Here is a 14,133-nt window from a genome sequence, read left to right as displayed (position 1 = left end):
CATCACCCATCCAAGTCGGATATGGCCTCGAAGACATAACCGAGCGTGCGTGCATCACAAAGCACGTTCAGGCCGGGGAATCCAAGGGGCTCAGGGGTTTCGGCAAGCTCGTGAGCTCGGAAAATACACTGGGAAGGCGTGATCAGTGGGAGCTCGATCTGTGGTAACACTTGGCGTTTCCACCGAACGCGGCGCCGTTCACGCGGTAGCCCTCGCCGACGGCGGCGAGAAGCTATCCGAGCGTGTGCTGCATCAGCGGGTGGTGAAGACTCGGGGCGAATCCAAGGCGGACCTGGCGGTCGCGGTCGAGACGGCGATGGACTCCCTCGCCGCCGAGTTCGGGCCGGATCAGGAGATCTGCGGCACGGCGGTCGCCTACCGCGATGCCGCCGAGCGCCGCGCGATCGTCACCAGGTTGGCGTCCGGGCCGTGGCATGCCGCCTCGCTGGTTTCGGCGAAGGCCGCACACCTGAGCGTGGCCGGCGTCATGACCTGGCTCGATGAATTCGACGACCTGCTCATTTGCGAAGTCGTCCCGGGGTATCAGGCCTTCACACTGGTCGATCATCGGCGCAGCCGGGTGCTGGCCGCGACGAGCCAGTCGGGCCGCGCCACCGCCACGGCGCTCGACGCCGCGGTGGCAGCGGCGTGGGATGAGTTCGAGGCGGCCGCTGTTCGTCCGTCCGCGGTCGTGCTGATCGGCTCGGGTGCGGGTGCGGCGATGGTGGCAACGGCGATGGACGGATTCGGTGCGCCGGTTATTCCGTGCAAGATCGCGACATCCGCGACCGCGGTCGGTGCGGCGCTGTTCGCCATGTCCGATGTGGAAGGTCCGGTCGAGCCGGTCGAGCCGGTCCGGAGTACGCGAGGCACCGGGGTGCTGGTAGCCGCGGCCGGTGTACTGGCAGGCGGTCTGGTCGCGGGCGGGCTGTACGTGGCGAACACCTCGTCGCACGGCACCGCATCGGCCACCGCGCAAGCGCGGGTCGCCGCGGACGCGCGCGTGGTCGACGGCACCGGATCGGCCAGCGGCTCCACTGCCGGCTCTTCGGTTCAGCCGAATCCCTACCCCTTCGACCGACCGGATGCCCGGCAACCCATCGCGGCCGGACCCACCTCCGATGCGACGGCGGCGTTCGACCGGGGCGGATCCCCGCTGTACTCCGGGCAGCACTGGGGCGGCCCGCCGCTGGCCCTGGCCCCCTTCGATGTGCACGAGCACGAAAACGAGGCGGCGGTATCGCCGCAGCAGGTCCCCGGGGCGGGCATACCCGGACCGACCATCAAGGTCGGCGCCCCCAACGGTGCCATGCTGTTCCCCGGTGAATCTCCGCCTCCGCCGGATTTCACCCCCGAGTCCTATCGCTGGTGGGACAACCACCTCCGCTTGGTTCTGCAATGGGCGGCCCAGCAGATAGTGCCCACCTAGCGATAACGCACGAAAGGTCCGGTGCGCAAGCGGCACCGGACCTTTCGCGATTCGGGGCTCAATTCGCCGTTGATGCCGGAACAGTGCGCCCGCCGCGATATATCCGAGCACCGCGACTCCGCACACCACCCCAGGGCCAGTAGCACACTGTCGATCCGTGTGCCCATCAACAACCCGCGCATGGTTTCGGTCACCGGGGTGACCGGCTGATTCTCGGCGAACCAAGATCAGGGAAGGATCGGCGCCGATGGAGACGCCGGACGCCAGCTCGGCACCCAAGGCCTTCGCATTGATGTGGGGTCTGGACGAGGGCGGCAGTCGGCGGGCCGAAACGCGGGCGCATCGGCCCTTCGTAGCAGGCCTTCGACCTGGACGAAACGAACTGGGCCGAGGGCGATCTGCGGTTCGGTCTGGATCGGCTGCTCGATGGCTACGCACAGCTCGTGTGCTCGTTCGAGACGTAGCTCTACACCGACAGGTCGCGGCGGAGTTTGGCGACGTGGCCGGTGGCGCGCACGTTGTATTGGGCGACCTCGATCCGGCCCTTTTCGTCGACCAGGAAGGTGGAGCGGATGACGCCGGTGACGGTTTTGCCGTACATGGTCTTCTCGCCGAATGCGCCCCACGCGGTGAGTACGGACTTATCCGGATCCGACAGCAGTGGGAAGGTGAGTTTCTCGGCGTCGCGGAATTTGGCCAGCTTGGCCGGCTTGTCCGGGGAGATGCCGATGACCTCGATGCCCGCGCCCTCGAGGTCGGCGAGGTTATCGCGGAAATCGCAGGCCTGCTTGGTGCAGCCGGGGGTGCTCGCGGCCGGGTAGAAATAGACGATCACTTTGCGGCCGCGGTAATCGGACAGCGACACGTTCTTGCCGTCGGCGTCGGGCAGGGCGAAATCGGGGGCGGGATCGCCGGGGGAGAGTCGTTGGTTGTCGGTCACGCCTTGCACGGTAATCGAACGTCCCGACAATGGAGCCCGCGCCGACTCGGTGCGGCTGGCTAGACTCGTCGGCGAGCGCGTTCGCGGCACATCTGACACAGGAGGACACACGTGGCTAGGGATACCGAGCGGATCGAGCAGGATATCGAGGCCGCGCGGACACGGCTCGCGAGCACGCTCGACGAAATCGCCGTGCGGGCCGATCCGCAGCGCATCGCCGATGACACCAAGCACATGGTGCTGGCGAAGCTGAACGAGCCGAAGGTGAAGTACAGCCTGATCGGTGCTGCCGCGGTCGTCGTCGGGCTGGTCCTGCTCAAGATTTTCCGCTGAGCCGAAAACGACAACACCCGGTGTGGCCAGCCACACCGGGTGTTCTGCGTTTCTGGGCTATCAGACCGTCGGGCAGGCGAAGCCGTCGCCGTCCGGATCCAAATGCGGGCCGTAGCCCGGTTCCCCGCGGAACAGCGGCGCCCGACCGGCCGCGCGGGCCTCATCGCAGTTGGCGAATGCGCCACCGGCCGAGCCGGTCTGGGACATGCCCGCCGAGCCGGTGGCGGCCGAGCCGGTATCGATTGCGGATGAACCCGTTCCTGCGGAACCGGAGGGGACGTCGGCCAGGGCTGCGGGCGCCGCTAGAAAGGTCAGTCCCGCGGCGGCAACGCTGACGGTGAGCCGGCGAACGTTCATATATTCCTCTGTTTGTTTGCTGCGGTGGATGTGCGTCCAGGGGGAGACGCCGCATCCACTGTTGTGACGGGCCGCTCCGTTGTCAACCGCGCAGCTGGACAATAGGGGGATTAGGGGAAGATCACCGCTACCGCCGTCACTCGCCCAGGCGCTTGCCCGCCGAATGTTCGGCTGGAATATTTCCCATTCGTCCGGCCTGGTAGTCCGCCATTGCCTGAATGATCTCGGCGCGGGTGTTCATGACGAACGGACCGTATTGCACGACAGGCTCTTTGATCGGCTGGCCGCCGAGCAGCAGCACCTCCAGCTCGCCGGTTCGGTTGTGCTGCATCGGATCCGCGGTAAGGGTGAGCGAGTCGCCCGGGCCGAAGACGGCGAGTTGTCCTTCGCTGACCGGTCGGCGTTCGGCGCCCACCGTTCCGCTGCCGGACAACACATATGCCATCGCGGTGAACCGTTGCGGCCATGGGGTTTCCAGTTGCCCGCCCGGTGTGATGGAGGCGTGCGCGTAGGCGATCGGGGTGTAGGTCGAGCCGGGGCCCTCGAAGCCGCCGATCTCGCCCGCGATGATGCGCACCAGCGCGCCACCGTCGTGCGAGCTGACCAGCGTCAGTTCGGAGCCGCGCAGATCCTGATAGCGCGGGGTGGCCATCTTCTGCGCGCGCGGCAGATTGACCCACAGCTGGATGCCGTGGAACCAGCCGCCCGCGATGACCAGATCCTCGGCGGGCAGTTCGTCGTGCAGGATGCCGGATCCGGCCGTCATCCACTGGGTGTCGCCTTCGCTGATGACGCCACCGCCGCCGTTCGAGTCGTGGTGCACCATGGTGCCGTCCATGACATAGGTGACCGTCTCGAATCCGCGATGCGGATGCCACGGTGCGCCCTTGGCCTCGTACGGCTCGTAGGCGACCGGGCCCATCTGGTCGAGCAGGATGAACGGATCGGCCGAGCGCAGATCCATGCTCGGGAACGGGCGACGCACTTCGAAGCCCGCACCTTCGCGCTGCTTATGGGCGGTGGTGATACTGCCGACCTTGCGCTCACGTATGGCGTCGGTGGGACGGGGCAGTCGCGGCAGCACCATGATGTCGGGGACGGTAATGGCTGGCATGGGCACCTCCTGAGTTTGTTGGTGTCCATGTCAACCAAAGGTTGGCTAGGATCATTCCCGTGGTCCGATGGCTGAACGATGACGAGCAGGAGACCTGGCAGGCCTTTATCCGGCTGCGCCAGCGGCTGGACGCGGCGCTCGCGGCCGGGCTGGCCCAGGACGGCCTGTCCACCGCCGACTATGAACTGCTGGTGCCGCTGTCGGCCGCCCCCGGCGGCTGCATGCGCGCCAAGGAGTTGGCCGCCGAGGTCTGCTGGGAGAAGAGCAGGCTCTCGAAACACTTGGCGCGCATGGCTTCTCGCGGACTCGTCGACCGTCGCCCGGCCGCCGACGATGCCAGGGGGATTCTCGTCGAACTCACCCCGCAAGGACGCAAGGTGCTCGAAAAGGCGGCGCCGAACCATGTCGAACTGGTGCGCCGGATCTTCGTCGATTCCATGACGCCCGCGGAGGCGCGGGCATTGCGGTCGCTGGCCGATAAGGTGGTCGCCGAGGCGCAGGGCGGTACCGAACTCGGTTACTGAATCACCACGGTGTGATCGGCGGCTTCACCCACAGCAGCTTCTCATCGGTGTGATCGCGTTGTGCCGCAGGATGATTCGGATGGCGAGCGGCCCAGGTGTCCTTCTCGTCGAGCAGCTGGGCCACACTCGTCCAGGTTTCGCCGGTGCTCGGCGGATTCGTCTCGGCGGCGCGCGCCAACTTTCGTAGGATCGCCGCGGGCATGTCCAGCAGTTCGGCCCCGGTGATGCCGCGATCCCAGATATAGGCCGCGAGGCGGCGCGCCTTCTCGGCGCGGCTCTTCGACGCGTGGTCGGAATGGGCGTAATCGGTCATGGCGCAGTCCACATCGATGGTGGTCGGTCTGCGTCGACCCTACGACAACGCCTCCCCGCGGTCGGGCGGGGAGGCGTTGTCGAGGCGGTCTTGGATCAGTACGCCGAGTTGACGTTGTCCATCGAGCCGTAGCGGTGCGCTGCGTAGTTGCAGGCGGCGGTGATGTTGGCGACCGGCTCCCAGATGTCCCAGGCAGTGCCCTCGACGTGGTAGGAGTTGAAGGTGGGGTCGATCACCTGGAGCAGGCCCTTGGAGGGGATGCCGGCGGCGGCGTTGGAGTCCCACAGGTTGATGGCCTGGGGGTTGCCGCCGGATTCGCGCATGATGTTGCGGTAGATGCCGTTGTAGCTGCCCGGGATGCCCTGTGCGGCCATGATGTCGAGGGCGTGGTGGATCCAGCCGTCGAGGTTGTCCTCGTAGACCGGGGCCGGGGGCGGCGGCGGGGCGATGCCGGGGACCGGCGGCAGTTCCGGCAGTGCGGGCAGCGCGGGAAGTTCGGGCAGGGCGGGAATGCCCGGAGCATCGACCGGCGCGGCCGCGGGGGTGGCCGCGGGGGCGGGCTGCTGCTCGGCGACCATGGCGATGCGCGACGGAACGCTGTCGTCGGCCAGCGCGACTACGGAGGAGGTGCCGACGGCGATGATGCCGGCCGCGGCGACAGCGAGGGTGACACTGTCACGGAGCGACAGGCGGCGGAAAGCGGAGAGGCGTTTGTCGAGCATTTCGAAATCAGTTCCTTGATCGTGTCCAGAGAGGCGATCCGGCCCGGTTGAGGCAGTGCGGATCTCCGACGGGGCCCCCGGGTGGGAACCCGCCTGAATCGGTTCATATGCTGTTTTCGGGTTTTGTTTTGAAGGCCAGGCAAAGCCCTGGCGCGCGACGCGGTGAGAGCCACCCGGGGTCGGTTCCCGGCGGGTGCCGCTGTCGAGCGGGGAGAATGCGGTCACGGCTGTGGTGCCGCTGATATCTCCGGCGACCGCGGCGGGTGAAACCCATCTGCCGTGTGCGGTCGTTTTCCGACTGTGTGTGGATTGCTCCACGGTGTAACCAAACTGTGGTCTGTTTCGGACCTGGTCTCAGCTTGGTCACGGTCGGTTAATGCAAGGTAAACGAATAGTGAACGAACGGGGTTGCCGATCTTGGAAAGCCCTGGTCGTGCTCCTGGAAACCGCTTCTATGCGGGGAGTTTGCTGCTAAACGTAGTGTGATGCAGGTCACGAATTTTCACCTGTAACGCAGGCCACTTTGTCTCAATTTGGTCACCACGAGGCAGGACGGACCCGTCCGGGGGGCACCACGCGAGTCAAATTGTTACGCAATTCGGCCACCGCGGAATCGCCCAAAACGGACGCCCACTGGTCGGCGAAGTTCGCCGCCGCGGCATCCGCCGCGCGCGTGCAGGCCCATCCCTTATCGGTGAGGGTGATCAGTCGCGCGCGGGCGTCGTCGGGATGTGCGTTGCGTTCGGCGTAGCCCTTGCGCACGAGTTCATCCACCAACTGACTGGCGGCCTGCTTGGTCACCCCCAGATGCTCGGCCAACTCGCCGACCGTCGCACCGCTGGGCGCCAATCGAACGAAGGCGAACCCGTGGGTCGGCCGAATGTCGGCGAATCCGGCGGCGACCACTCCCGCGTGGATGGCGTCGGTCGCGGCCGCTCCGGCGGCCAGCAGGAGCAGCGCGAGATCCTGTCCAGGCCGCAGGGTCGAGGCGGGTTTCAGATCCGACATGACTGACATCTTGACACAGATGGGCAAGTTGCTTGACTATATAGTCAAGTTGCTTGACCAAGTGAAGGAGTAAGACATGCCTGTGACCCGTGCCGCCGAGGCCGAAACCCACGAAATGCACGGCACCCGATTCACCTCCTACATCCGCCCCGGCACGGGCAGTGTCGAACTGTGCGTCTGGCAGACCCAGGTGCCCGCGGGCTTGAAGGGTATGCCGCACAAGGTTTTACGAGAGGAGGCGTTCGTGATCATCGCGGGCGTGGTGACGCTGACCATCGACGGTCAGCCGGAGGAATTGCGAGCGGGCGATGCCGCCCTCGCTCCGGCGGGCTCGACCATCAACCTGGAGAACAACGGAACAGAAACCGCCACCCTCGTGGTGACCGTTCCGGTCGGCTTCCAAGGTGAACTGCTCGACGGAACTGTCATCAACCCGCCATGGGTCAGCTGATCGGCGCCGACCGGGCACGTGTCCAACGACACACCCGGCGTTATCGCTTCGATGGCGGTGCGTTACCGCATTGATCGAACAAAAAATCCCCCCGTCGGCAGGTGGCCGGTGGGGGGATTTTTGCTGGTGCGCCATCAGGGACTCGAACCCCGAACCCGCTGATTAAGAGTCAGCTGCTCTGCCAATTGAGCTAATGGCGCGTATCTCGCTGTGCTCCGTGTTCCGGTGCGGGACAAAGATTAACAGGCGGAGTGCCCATAAGTGAAATCGGTTTCTGACCGGGGCGGATGGGGAGTTCGCGGCCGGTGTTAACGCGGCGCGGGATGGAAGTGATCTAACCGATGAACTCGCCAGCGTCGGAATGGTTTCACGTTGGATCATGCCTTCCGACCTGGCAGAATGGCAGTGCGTGATCTTGACCGAACACCATCGGCGTTGCGGGAGGAGCGTGTGTCGGTTGGATCCGAAGCCATCGGTGCGTTGGCGGCACCGAGACTTGAAACGGGGTTGAATATGAGCGTTGGTCAGGGTCGACATCGGTTGATGAGAAAGATCACCGGACCTGCAGTCGTTTTCGCGGTGTTCGCGCTGGTCCTGACGGCATGCTCGTCATCCAACGCCGCCGACGCCACATCGGTCGCCATCGACCGCAATCCGATCACCGAACTGATGAAGCCCAAGCTGTTATCGCCGGTCAAGGACGGTGATGTTGGTGTTTCTCCCGGCATGCCGATGACGTTCAAGGTCGATGACGGCAAGTTCACCACTGTGACATTGACCAACCCGCAGGGCGCCCCGGTCGGCGGCAAGCTCGCCGCCGACGGGCGGAGCTGGGAGACCACCGAGGTGCTCGGCTACGGCAAGTCCTACAAGCTCAAGGCCGACGCGATCGGTCTCGGCGGCGCGAACTCCACCGTGCTCAGCTTCACCACCAGCTCGCCGGACAGTCAGACCAAGCCGTTTCTGCTGCCCGGCGAGGGCGAGGTGGTCGGCATCGGCCAGCCGGTCGCCGTGCAGTTCGACGAGAACATCCCGGACCGCAAGGCCGCGCAGAATGCGATCAAGGTCACCACTGAGCCGCCGGTAGAGGGTGCCTTCTACTGGGTGAACAACCGTGAGGTCCGGTGGCGGCCGGAGCATTTCTGGGCGCCGGGCACCAAGGTCACCATCGATGTGAACGTCTACGGCCGCAATCTCGGCAATGGACTGTTCGGCCAGGACAACATCCACTCCTTCTTCACCATCGGCGATCCGACCGTCTTCACCGCGGACGACAACACCAAGCAGGTGACGGTGGAGATGAACGGTCAGGTGGTGCGGACCATGCCGACCTCGATGGGCAAGGACAGCACGCCCACCGATAACGGCATCTACATCGTCGGCGACCGTTTCGATCGCATCATCATGGATTCCTCGACCTATGGCGTGGCGGTGAGTTCGCCGAACGGCTACAAGACGCCGGTCGACTATGCGACCCGACTGTCCTACTCCGGCATCTTCTTCCACTCCGCGCCGTGGTCAGTTGGTGCGCAGGGCTATTCGAACACCAGCCACGGCTGCCTGAACCTCAGTCCGGCGAACGCGCTGTGGGTGCTGCAGAACGCCAAGCGCGGTGATATCACCATCGTCAAGAACACGGTGGGTGGCACGTTATCGGGCGTGGACGGTCTCGGTGACTGGAACATTCCGTGGCCGGAATGGAAGGCGGGTAACGCCGACAATCGCTGACTGCTCGGATAGCGAAAAGGCCCCCGGCGCTCGCCGGGGGCCTTTTCACATATCGGATCAGGGGATGACCGGGCCTGCCGTGCCCGCGCAACTGAGCGTTCCGCCGACCGCGCTCCCGAGGGCGGCGCACAGCAGCGGCCCGCCGAAGAGCAGGCTCTCGAAGCCTTTCATGGCGGCCCCGGCTGATCCGGTCCCGGAGGAGCCGGTGGTGGTGGCTCCACCGGCCGATCCGGTGGTGAGCGTGCCCGAGCCGGAACTGGATCCGGTGCCCGGCTCGACCGCGATATCCGCGGTTGCGGTACCGGTGGAGCCTGCGAGCAGGGTTGCGCCGACGAAAGCTGCGATTACCGCGGAACGCATCACGAACTTGGTGTCTTTCTGATCAACCGGAGTGGCGTCCGTGCGACACCTCCCTCGTGCCCGCAGTCTACGGAGTGAAAAGGAGATCTGTCACATAATCGGCCGAGTTGGTCCGAGCCCGGGACGCAGGGGCTTGACATCCGTGAAATCGGCTGCGCCGCACTCGTTTCCGGTCAGGCGACCTGGACGTTGGCGGTTGCGCGGAATTCCTCGCCCTCGACGATCTCCGAGGTGTAACCGGTGGGGCCCACCGGCCGGTCGCCGATCAGGGTCACCCGGTGCAGCACTCGCTCGACATCGAGGTGGTCGAGGTCCTGCGGACCCAGATGTGCGGTGGCACGGTTGTCCCAGAACGCCACACTGCCCGGCTCCCACTTGAATCGGACGGTGTATTCCGGGCGAGTGAGGTGCTCGTACAGCAGTTCCAGCAGCTTGCGGCTCTCGACCGCGGACAGGTCGAGGATCCGGGTCGTGAAACCGGGATTGACGAACAGCGCCTTCTCGCCCGTTTCGGGGTGGACCCGGACGACCGGGTGGTGGGAGACGAGCAGATTCGCCTTGATCCGGCGCGACAGTTCGTCGTTCTCGTCGCCGCGCTCCTGACCGGCCAGGAACCGGTGCTCGGCGCGCAGCCCGTCGACCAGGTTCCGCAGCGGCTCGGAAAGTCCCGCGTAGGCAGCGGCCTGGTTGGTCCAGGTCGTATCGCCCCCGAAGTCCGGCACCGTTTCCGCGCGCAGCAGCGAGGCGGCGGGCGGGTTCACCGCGGCGGTGACATCGGTGTGCCAGCCCGAGTAGTAGGTGTACTGGCGCTTCGCGTACTGGTCGCGGAAGTTCTTGCCGTACTTCTGCTCGTAGCGTTTCGGGTCGATCGTCAGGATCTCGGGAAATTCCGCAGGCGGCGCGTCCTCGTGCGGATGCGCGTGGGTCAGCTCGCCGAACAGCCGCGCGAAGGCGATCTGCTCGGCGTGGCCGATCTGCTGGTCGCGGAAGAACACGACCTTGTACTTCAGCAGCTTTCGGCGGATCTTGGCGACGACGGCGTCATCGAGTGGTTGGGACAGGTCGACACCCTTGATTTCCGCGCCGATATGCCCGGCGACGGGGCGTACGGAGATTTCCGGCGTGCTCGACTCGGCGGCGGCCACATTCTCCTGAACGGAATCGCTGATGACGTTGGTCATGATCCGACCTTTCTTTTCGGTTATTCGCCGACATATTTCGGGCACGGCGAATGAAGACATTCGAACCGGAACGGATTCAGGTTCTGGGCAGTGCGTTGGTGCGTGCGATGCCGCCCGCCAAACAGGCAGTTGGCGGGCCCGATGGCGCGTCGAACTGCGCCGGAGCCAGGTCAGCGGTGACAGATTCCGTGCGGCAAGCGCATCAGGTCGACAGTGCGCCGCCGAGTGAAGAGCTTCATGGTTGACATCTCCGTATGCCTTCGCCGTGCGCAAAGGCGTCGTGCCGATGGTGTGTCAATAATGTGGCGGCCGAACCGCTCGGCACAATACGGATTTCACGATATGGAAATCAGCATGAATGCAATTCGCAAACGACTCACGGAAGATCTCCCGTCGCAAGCGTTCGGTCCGGGCCGACTCTCGTGATGCCGCGCTGGGGCGGGTGGACCAGAGTTGGCAGACCCCGGCGTATCAGCTGTCGAGGTGCAGCGGTTCCCACTGCAGCAGGTCTCTCAGCTCGGGGTCTTCGGCTCGCCAGGCGCGAAATACCTTGTGTAGGAGATCCATTCCGGTGAAGCCGTACATTCCGGTGATCCTGGCGCGGTAGTGCTCGTCCGGGCCGCCGTCGCGGAACTCGACGTCGTAGTCGACGTCGACTTCCTCGTCGGCGTCGGGATTCTGGTCTCCGACGTAGTCGAGGTGGATCTGGAAGTAGAACTGATTCGTCGGCTCACGATCGAGCCTTTCGACGATCGCGAACATCCAGCGTGCGTTCAGGCTCGCGAATAGATCGTGCACCTCGGCGTCGGTTGGATCGTCCAGCGTCCGTCCGCTCGCATCGATTGCTCGAAGTTTCGGTGCAGTCACATGAGCGATCGTAGCGTCACGGCCAATTCGGTTGCGGTGCAGACGGACACGCCACCTCCGGTGGCGATGTGCCCAATGGGGCGCAATGCGTGCGCCCCTGTTATCCGGTGATGATCGGCACCAGATATTTTCGCGCGAAGGCCTCGAGGTCGTCCTCGGATTCGAGTGTGATCGTTCCGTGCGGCTGCAGGATGAACGAGTGCACGATGCGGCAGACGATTTCGGCGCGGGTATCCAGGTCGGCGGCATCGGGTAGCAGCCCGTTTTCGACAGCGCTGCGAAGTGTGGTGGCCGTTGCCGCCACCGACATCGTGAAGATGGGTCCGCCATCGGTGGTGAGTTGCGGCAGCACGCGGTCCGGTTCCAGTGCCAGCATCCGATTGACGAGCGGGTGCGTGCGCCACCGGGTGATCACCGTGACGAAGATGTCGGCGACGAGGGTGTCGACATTGTCGTTGCGCGCGGATATCGCGCCGAGTTCGGCGAGAAACGACTCCACTTCGCGGGTCATGACCGCCCGCACCACATCGTCGCGGGAGCCGATGCGCCGATAGACGGTGACTCGATCGACATCGGCTTGTCGCGCGATGTCCTCGATCGTCGTCTTCTTGACGCCCACCTTTTCGAACTGGATGAGGGCGGCATCGAGGATGCGAGCCGCCACCGAATCGTCGATCTCGGGCTTGTTCGTCGAGGTCGCAGTCGTGGGGCTCACGTCGATGAGGATAGCAAGAAACGGACGCTGTGCAACATTCTTGAACTATTTGTTGCTGCCACATTGCCATAGAAAATGTTGCAATGTACTGTCGGTGCATGGCTGAGACTGCCGGTGCAGCGAAGCACCACTACAGCGATGAAGCGCACGCGATCAATGCTCGGGACGTCCATTTCGACTTCGAATCCGTTCCGATGCACTACATCCCGGGCGAGGTGCTGGCCACGCACATCGTCAATGTCATGCACCTTGTCCTGCCCGAGGGTGAGCGGGCGATGGCCAATTGTCTGGCCGAGGCATTGCCGCTGATCCAGGACGAGCGGCTGCGTGAGGAGGTTGCGGGGTTCATCGGCCAAGAGTCGATGCACGCCAGCAGTCACGAAGCTGCCCGTCGCCACCTGCAATCGATCGGACTCGACGTCGAGTCGTATGTGCGAAAGATCGCCTGGCTGGTCGACCGGATTCTGGGCGATCACGGACTGACCGGTCGCGCGAAGCGGGAGTGGCTCGAGGAGCGTCTCGGCCTGTTCGCCGGTATGGAGCACTACACCGCCGTCCTCGGTGAATGGCTGCTCGAGGCGGAGGTCCTCGAGCAAAAGGGCATGCATCCGACGATGTTGGACCTGGTCCGCTGGCATGGCGCCGAAGAGGTCGAGCATCGCAGCGTCGTCTACGACGCGTACATGTATGTGGACGGTGGCTATGCCCGCAAGGCGCGCACCGCGGTCCTCGCCAGTGCGACTCTGTTGCCGCTGTTCATTCTTTCGACGGCGTATCTGTACCGGAAGGACCCCGAGCCGAACAAGGGACGGCTGTGGCCGCTGCAGTTCGTGAATGCCACGGTCCGCGGTGTCATCCCGAGCTTCACGGTGTTCTTCACCGAACTGCCGCGCTATCTGCGTCCGGGCTTCCATCCGTCGCAGCTCTGCCCGATGGACACCGCGCTGCGCTACCTCGCGCAATCTCCCGCGGCGCGCGCCGCGGGCCACTGATGGGAACTGATACGGTGGCACCGGAATTCACGCCGCCCGCCAGCCTGCGTGTCCTCGGCGCGATGATGGATGCCTATCTGCGCGTGTTCGTCGCCGGTTCCGCCGCAACCGTGTTATCGCCTTCGAATCCGGTGCGTCGCACGGGATTCGAACTGGATCTCGTCGTCGAGGCGGTGCGCATCGAGGCCGAGGACGTCGTGAGTCTGACGTTCGAAGCAGCGAACGGCGGGCCGCTGCCCGCTTGGAGGCCGGGGTCGCACCTCGATGTGTTGCTGCCCTCGGGCCGTCAGCGGCAGTACTCGCTCTGCGGCAACCCGAGCGATCGTTTCCGCTACCGGATCGCCGTCCGGCGCATTGCCGACGGTGGCGGCGGGTCCCGCGAGGTGCATGATGTGTTGCGCCCTGGCGACGCGGTCCGGGTGCGCGGACCGCGCAATGCGTTCACGTTCATCGACGCGCCGTCGTATTTCTTTGTGGCGGGCGGTATCGGGATCACCCCGATCCTGCCGATGGTCAAGGCGGCCGACGCCGCCGGAGCCCGCTGGAAGATGGTGTACCTCGGTCGATCGCGGGCGAGGATGCCATTCCTCGGCGAGTTGGCGCGGCTGCGGGGTGGCGAGTTCGACATTCGGCCAGACAGCGAATTCGGCATCCCGGATGTAGCCGAACTGATCACTCGGGCGCAGGCCGGTGCAGCGGTATACGTGTGCGGTCCGCCGCCGGTGCTGGCTGCCGCGCAGCAGACGATGTTCACCGTCAATCCGACGGGTTCGCTGCACACGGAACGTTTTTCGGCGATCCCGGTCGTGGATGGCAAGGAATTCGATATCGAGCTGGCACGCACCGGCGCGACCGTTCGGGTGGGAGCCGAGGAGAGCGCACTCGCCGCGATCCGGCGCGAGCTTCCCGGCGTCGTCTACTCCTGCCAGCAAGGCTTCTGCGGCACCTGCAAGGTCGCGGTGCTCGCCGGCGCGGTGGACCACCGCGACCGAACGCTGACCGAGAGTGAGCGCGACACCCACATGCTCAGCTGCGTATCACGCGCGGCAGGCGATCGACTCGTCCTCGACCTCTGATCGTGGCGCGGAAAGGACGGCGA

At 65.1% G+C, this 14,133-nt stretch carries 17 protein-coding genes, 1 tRNA gene and 1 pseudogene; 7 read left to right on the top strand and 12 right to left on the bottom strand.

The window, feature by feature from the left end; all coding sequences use genetic code 11:
• Positions 1-160 precede the first annotated feature (160 nt).
• The gene (locus tag ACQP0C_RS33550; RefSeq protein WP_433726569.1) at positions 161-1,429 is read left to right on the top strand and encodes a hypothetical protein; all 1,269 of its coding nucleotides are present in this window, start codon (positions 161-163) and stop codon (positions 1,427-1,429) included.
• Between the two features lie 119 nt (positions 1,430-1,548).
• Here ACQP0C_RS33550 and ACQP0C_RS33545 read toward each other — a convergent pair.
• Positions 1,549-1,653: pseudogene (locus ACQP0C_RS33545) on the bottom strand (ABC transporter permease); the annotation flags it as partial.
• 242 nt (positions 1,654-1,895) lie between these two features.
• The gene (gene bcp / locus ACQP0C_RS33540; RefSeq protein WP_433726567.1) at positions 1,896-2,369 is read right to left on the bottom strand and encodes a thioredoxin-dependent thiol peroxidase; all 474 of its coding nucleotides are present in this window, start codon (positions 2,367-2,369) and stop codon (positions 1,896-1,898) included.
• Positions 2,370-2,480: 111 nt separating this feature from the next.
• Here bcp and ACQP0C_RS33535 point away from each other — a divergent pair, with 111 nt between their 5' ends.
• On the top strand, positions 2,481-2,702 hold the full coding sequence (locus ACQP0C_RS33535) for a DUF3618 domain-containing protein (protein ID WP_433726565.1): 222 nt from the start codon (positions 2,481-2,483) through the stop codon (positions 2,700-2,702).
• A 60-nt stretch (positions 2,703-2,762) separates the two neighbouring features.
• Here ACQP0C_RS33535 and ACQP0C_RS33530 read toward each other — a convergent pair whose 3' ends face one another.
• Both ACQP0C_RS33530 and ACQP0C_RS33525 read right to left on the bottom strand, forming a co-directional pair.
• On the bottom strand, positions 2,763-3,059 hold the full coding sequence (locus ACQP0C_RS33530) for an excalibur calcium-binding domain-containing protein (protein ID WP_354961387.1): 297 nt from the start codon (positions 3,057-3,059) through the stop codon (positions 2,763-2,765).
• A 136-nt stretch (positions 3,060-3,195) separates the two neighbouring features.
• Entirely contained in the window at positions 3,196-4,173 is a 978-nt protein-coding gene (locus ACQP0C_RS33525; RefSeq protein WP_433726563.1) for a pirin family protein, read from the bottom strand.
• A gap of 59 nt (positions 4,174-4,232) precedes the next feature.
• On the opposite strand from ACQP0C_RS33525, the gene ACQP0C_RS33520 reads away from it, so the two are divergent.
• Entirely contained in the window at positions 4,233-4,697 is a 465-nt protein-coding gene (locus tag ACQP0C_RS33520; RefSeq protein WP_433726561.1) for a MarR family winged helix-turn-helix transcriptional regulator, read from the top strand.
• A gap of 1 nt (position 4,698) precedes the next feature.
• Here ACQP0C_RS33520 and ACQP0C_RS33515 read toward each other — a convergent pair whose 3' ends face one another.
• The 3 genes from ACQP0C_RS33515 to ACQP0C_RS33505 form a co-directional block, all read right to left on the bottom strand.
• Entirely contained in the window at positions 4,699-5,010 is a 312-nt protein-coding gene (locus ACQP0C_RS33515) for a hypothetical protein (protein WP_433726559.1), read from the bottom strand.
• A 95-nt stretch (positions 5,011-5,105) separates the two neighbouring features.
• Positions 5,106-5,732, bottom strand: a complete 627-nt coding sequence (locus ACQP0C_RS33510; RefSeq protein WP_433726557.1) for a transglycosylase SLT domain-containing protein — start codon at positions 5,730-5,732, stop codon at positions 5,106-5,108.
• Positions 5,733-6,269: 537 nt separating this feature from the next.
• Positions 6,270-6,740 carry a MarR family winged helix-turn-helix transcriptional regulator gene (locus tag ACQP0C_RS33505; protein ID WP_433726555.1) on the bottom strand — a complete coding sequence of 157 codons (471 nt, stop codon included), beginning with the start codon at positions 6,738-6,740 and terminating at the stop codon, positions 6,270-6,272.
• Between the two features lie 76 nt (positions 6,741-6,816).
• Between ACQP0C_RS33505 and ACQP0C_RS33500 the strand changes: the two genes are divergently transcribed.
• Positions 6,817-7,191, top strand: coding sequence for a cupin domain-containing protein (locus tag ACQP0C_RS33500; RefSeq protein ID WP_433726553.1), 375 nt, complete (start codon positions 6,817-6,819; stop codon positions 7,189-7,191).
• Positions 7,192-7,315: 124 nt separating this feature from the next.
• Here ACQP0C_RS33500 and ACQP0C_RS33495 read toward each other — a convergent pair.
• Positions 7,316-7,391 (bottom strand) — tRNA-Lys (locus ACQP0C_RS33495).
• Positions 7,392-7,704: 313 nt separating this feature from the next.
• Between ACQP0C_RS33495 and ACQP0C_RS33490 the strand changes: the two genes are divergently transcribed.
• Positions 7,705-8,919 (top strand): L,D-transpeptidase, encoded by a 1,215-nt coding sequence (locus ACQP0C_RS33490; protein ID WP_433726551.1) that lies wholly within the window; start codon positions 7,705-7,707, stop codon positions 8,917-8,919.
• A 57-nt stretch (positions 8,920-8,976) separates the two neighbouring features.
• Here ACQP0C_RS33490 and ACQP0C_RS33485 read toward each other — a convergent pair whose 3' ends face one another.
• The 4 genes from ACQP0C_RS33485 to ACQP0C_RS33470 all read right to left on the bottom strand — a co-directional run bounded on the left by ACQP0C_RS33485 (position 8,977) and on the right by ACQP0C_RS33470 (position 12,042).
• Positions 8,977-9,279, bottom strand: coding sequence for a hypothetical protein (locus ACQP0C_RS33485; RefSeq protein ID WP_433726549.1), 303 nt, complete (start codon positions 9,277-9,279; stop codon positions 8,977-8,979).
• A gap of 173 nt (positions 9,280-9,452) precedes the next feature.
• On the bottom strand, positions 9,453-10,460 hold the full coding sequence (locus tag ACQP0C_RS33480; protein ID WP_433726547.1) for a TauD/TfdA dioxygenase family protein: 1,008 nt from the start codon (positions 10,458-10,460) through the stop codon (positions 9,453-9,455).
• A 471-nt stretch (positions 10,461-10,931) separates the two neighbouring features.
• Entirely contained in the window at positions 10,932-11,327 is a 396-nt protein-coding gene (locus ACQP0C_RS33475; RefSeq protein WP_433726545.1) for a hypothetical protein, read from the bottom strand.
• Between the two features lie 100 nt (positions 11,328-11,427).
• On the bottom strand, positions 11,428-12,042 hold the full coding sequence (locus tag ACQP0C_RS33470; RefSeq protein WP_433726544.1) for a TetR/AcrR family transcriptional regulator: 615 nt from the start codon (positions 12,040-12,042) through the stop codon (positions 11,428-11,430).
• Between the two features lie 98 nt (positions 12,043-12,140).
• Between ACQP0C_RS33470 and ACQP0C_RS33465 the strand changes: the two genes are divergently transcribed.
• Positions 12,141-13,034, top strand: a complete 894-nt coding sequence (locus tag ACQP0C_RS33465) for a metal-dependent hydrolase (RefSeq protein ID WP_433726542.1) — start codon at positions 12,141-12,143, stop codon at positions 13,032-13,034.
• Entirely contained in the window at positions 13,034-14,110 is a 1,077-nt protein-coding gene (locus ACQP0C_RS33460; protein ID WP_433726540.1) for a PDR/VanB family oxidoreductase, read from the top strand. The genes ACQP0C_RS33465 and ACQP0C_RS33460 overlap by 1 nt, the downstream gene beginning before the upstream one ends.
• The last annotated feature ends 23 nt before the right edge of the window (positions 14,111-14,133 follow it).

It is taken from the genome of Nocardia sp. CA-129566 (genome assembly GCF_050956075.1).
GTDB lineage: Bacteria > Actinomycetota > Actinomycetes > Mycobacteriales > Mycobacteriaceae > Nocardia.
This window is presented reverse-complemented; position numbering and strand designations above follow the sequence as displayed.

Bases quoted from the DNA above. Each gene is read 5' to 3' on its own strand.
- ACQP0C_RS33530 (WP_354961387.1), bottom strand. From the start codon at position 3,059: ATGAACGTTCGCCGGCTCACCGTCAGCGTTGCCGCCGCGGGACTGACC.
- ACQP0C_RS33525 (WP_433726563.1), bottom strand. From the start codon at position 4,173: ATGCCAGCCATTACCGTCCCCGACATCATGGTGCTGCCGCGACTGCCC.
- ACQP0C_RS33515 (WP_433726559.1), bottom strand. From the start codon at position 5,010: ATGACCGATTACGCCCATTCCGACCACGCGTCGAAGAGCCGCGCCGAG.
- ACQP0C_RS33510 (WP_433726557.1), bottom strand. From the start codon at position 5,732: ATGCTCGACAAACGCCTCTCCGCTTTCCGCCGCCTGTCGCTCCGTGAC.
- ACQP0C_RS33505 (WP_433726555.1), bottom strand. From the start codon at position 6,740: ATGTCGGATCTGAAACCCGCCTCGACCCTGCGGCCTGGACAGGATCTC.
- ACQP0C_RS33500 (WP_433726553.1), top strand. From the start codon at position 6,817: ATGCCTGTGACCCGTGCCGCCGAGGCCGAAACCCACGAAATGCACGGC.
- ACQP0C_RS33490 (WP_433726551.1), top strand. From the start codon at position 7,705: ATGAGCGTTGGTCAGGGTCGACATCGGTTGATGAGAAAGATCACCGGA.
- ACQP0C_RS33485 (WP_433726549.1), bottom strand. From the start codon at position 9,279: ATGCGTTCCGCGGTAATCGCAGCTTTCGTCGGCGCAACCCTGCTCGCA.
- ACQP0C_RS33480 (WP_433726547.1), bottom strand. From the start codon at position 10,460: ATGACCAACGTCATCAGCGATTCCGTTCAGGAGAATGTGGCCGCCGCC.
- ACQP0C_RS33465 (WP_433726542.1), top strand. From the start codon at position 12,141: ATGGCTGAGACTGCCGGTGCAGCGAAGCACCACTACAGCGATGAAGCG.
- ACQP0C_RS33460 (WP_433726540.1), top strand. From the start codon at position 13,034: ATGGGAACTGATACGGTGGCACCGGAATTCACGCCGCCCGCCAGCCTG.